The following is a 2,814-nucleotide window of genomic DNA, read 5'->3' as shown; positions in this document are numbered from 1 at the left end:
TTGGGTACAAGCCTGACCGCCGTTGCCGGCACTGCAGGGGCCGCGCTGTTCGGTCTTGCGAAATCCTCCGGCGAGGTGGCGGACCAGGCGGGCAAAAGTGCCGAAAAAACGGGACTGCAAACCGAAGCTTACACCCGCCTGGCCTTCGCCGCCGAGATGGCGGACGTAGGCAACGATCAGTTCGTCTCCGGTATGAGCAAATTAAACAGGGCGCTCGCCGAAGCCGTCAAGGGAAGCGACAAGGCTGGCGACACTATCGACGCGGCCGGCGTCAAGGTGACGAAGTTCGGCGGCGCGACCGAAAAGGCGGCCGACAAGACCAAGGCGGCCGGCAACATATTCGACCGGCTTGGCGTAAAGATAAAAGATATCAACGGCAAGCTTCGGCCGACAGAGGACATAGTTTTAGACGTCGCTGACGCCTTCGCTCGGCTGCCGGATGGCGCGTTGAAAGCCGCTTTGGCGATCGAGCTTTTTGGAAAATCCGGTGCCGAACTCTTGCCGTTTCTGAACGCCGGCAAAGCGGGTCTGCAGGATCTCGGCAAGCAGGCCGAGCAGCTTGGCATCGTGCTTACCAAGGAACAGGCCGCCATCGGTGATGCGCTGGGCGATAGCTTGGACAGCATCAAGAAGGCGGCGGCCGGTACACGGTTGCAGATGGGCCTGGTTTTCGGACCCGGCTTGACGGTGCTGGCGAATGGCTTCGCCGACGTGATCAACAATAACCGCCAGGCCTTCGTCGATATGGCGGAGGTTATCAATCGCAACGTTCTGAGCGTCGTAGGCGACCTCCTGCACCTTCTCAGCGGCAACAGCCAGAACGTCAAGAACCCATGGATCAAGGAATGGGCGGCTGCCATTGTGCAGTTCGGCAACGATGTCTCGGGCGTGTTCAACGGCCTGGTGTTGCCGGCATTCAAAGCGCTGCGCGAGGGCGCGCAATTCGTTGCCGATCTGCTTAACCGAGTTTTCGGAACGGACATCACGGCAGGCGAGCTGGCGCTCGGCGCAGCGGTCCTTTCGCTGGTCGGAGCATTTAGCCTGCTCGGCTCGATCATCGGCGTCGTTGTGTCCGGCGTCGGGCTCCTGGCCGGCTTGGTTGGCGGTATCCCGCTGGCCATCGCTGCCGCGGCTGTCGGTGCCGGAATCGCCATACGTGTTTTCTGGACTGACATCCAGGCCGGCGCCGCTGCCGCATGGCAGTTCATCACCGAAGGCGCAGCGGCGGCATGGGCGGCGATCGTCCAAGGTGCCACTGATATTTGGTCGCAGATCGTTGCTGCCTTCGGGGCCGGCCAGCAGATGGCCATTGACGCGTTCAATGCGATCGTCGAGAGCATCGCGGCGGCGTGGGGCGGTCTTATCGAGCGCCTTGGCCAGATCGCGCAACAGATCGTCGAGCGCATCGTGGGGGCCTTCCAAGGCATCACCACGCGCATCTCCGCTATCCTGAACGGCATCGTCGATATCGCCCGCAGCATTCTCGGGCGGGTCTCTGCACTCGTCGACAGCGTCATATCGAAAATCAAATCGGCGATTGAGTTTGCAAAGCAGCTCGCCGGTTTCGGCGGTGGGGATTCGGGTGGGGGCGGATCGTCGACACAAGGCTTCGCCGGCGGCGGCCACCTTGCTCACGGCCCGGGTACCAGCACCAGCGACTCCATCTTCGCAAGATTGAGCGTGGGCGAATTTGTCGTCCGGGCGGCGATCGTCAAGCAACTCGGGGCGGATTTCTTCCATGCGCTGAATTCCGGCGTCATGCCCAATATTGAAGCCTTCCGGGGGTTGGCTAAGGGCTTCAGCGTCGGCGGAGTAGCCGATCACTTCAACCGATCGATGTCGCCGCAGAGATTTGCCGTCGGCGGTCTTGCCAGCAGCCTAAATCTGGCACCATCGGTCAGCAGCGGCGCCATGACCACTGTGCGGCTCGACTTCGGTCTTGGTCCCCAAGATGTGTTCGACCTCATAGGCGAAGATCACATCGTCAGAAAGCTGCAGAATTTCGCGGTCAAGAGCGCGTTGACGTCCCTTGGCAGAAGGCCGATGCGATGAGCAATTTTGACATGCCAGACTTCGATCCCGCCACGATCCCGAAGCCCGGAGATCAGCACAACCCGAAGGTGCGGGCAAACCAGACGGCTTTTCAAGAGCGCTTCGGCGACTTCAAAAGCCGGCATGTCATGGGCCTTCATTTCGGCCCGGCGCCGAAAGGCGAGTGGGTCGGCATCATCCTGGACATGGAAGACGGTTCGACCGTCAAAGTCGCGATCCCGTTCACGCTCTGGCAGCAGTTCGGCAACGAATACGCGCTGGCCATGATGACGTCGGCCGAGATCGTGCAGATGGCATACGGGCCGGCTGGGGGCGAAGCATGATCGCCTGGCTGGCCTTTTTACTCGCATACGGCGTCGTCGCCGCCTTGACCCTTTTTTGAACCCCGAAAGGAAGACCCTACATGCCTGACCTTCTCTCAATTGCGCCACTGACTGCAACGGTGCCGGTGCGCGGCGACCAAGCGATTATTCGCGGCGTCGAGGTGCAAACGATCGCCGACCTCCTGTTCCGCTTCCCGGACTTGCGAAAGATGTGGGCGCGCGGCAATTTCCAGATCGAACCGCTGCTTGGCATGTCTGACACTATCATCGCCGCGTTGATCGCGGCCGGCTGCTCGAACATCGACGAGGCGAATGCAAAGAACCTTTCTCTGGATGAGAAGGCCGAGTTGCTTGCTGCAATCGTGCGCGTGACGATGCCGCGCGGTGCTGCCCCTTTCGTGGCGGCGTTGACCGAAATGGCGGGCACGGTCGGCGGCGG

The 2,814-nt window shown here is 61.3% G+C and carries 3 protein-coding genes; all 3 read left to right on the top strand.

Annotation, left to right across the window (positions count from 1 at the left end; all coding sequences use genetic code 11):
- Positions 1 to 75: 75 nt before the first annotated feature.
- A complete protein-coding gene (locus EN914_RS30750; protein ID WP_127232089.1) occupies positions 76 to 2,052 on the top strand; it encodes a hypothetical protein in 1,977 nt (658 codons plus the stop codon).
- Complete coding sequence (locus tag EN914_RS30745) at positions 2,049 to 2,375, top strand: hypothetical protein (RefSeq protein ID WP_024503202.1); 327 nt, start codon at positions 2,049 to 2,051, stop codon at positions 2,373 to 2,375. Before EN914_RS30750 ends, EN914_RS30745 begins: the two co-directional genes overlap by 4 nt.
- An 80-nt stretch (positions 2,376 to 2,455) precedes the next feature.
- Positions 2,456 to 2,814 (top strand): hypothetical protein (locus tag EN914_RS30740; RefSeq protein WP_164779030.1); only part of this gene is annotated, 359 nt, incomplete at its 3' end.

This window comes from Mesorhizobium sp. M7A.F.Ca.CA.001.08.2.1 (assembly GCF_003998455.1).
Classification (GTDB): Bacteria; Pseudomonadota; Alphaproteobacteria; order Rhizobiales; family Rhizobiaceae; genus Mesorhizobium; species Mesorhizobium ciceri.
This window is presented reverse-complemented; position numbering and strand designations above follow the sequence as displayed.

Excerpts from the sequence above, each read along its gene's own strand:
- EN914_RS30745 (WP_024503202.1), top strand. The coding sequence starts at position 2,049 with ATGAGCAATTTTGACATGCCAGACTTCGATCCCGCCACGATCCCGAAG.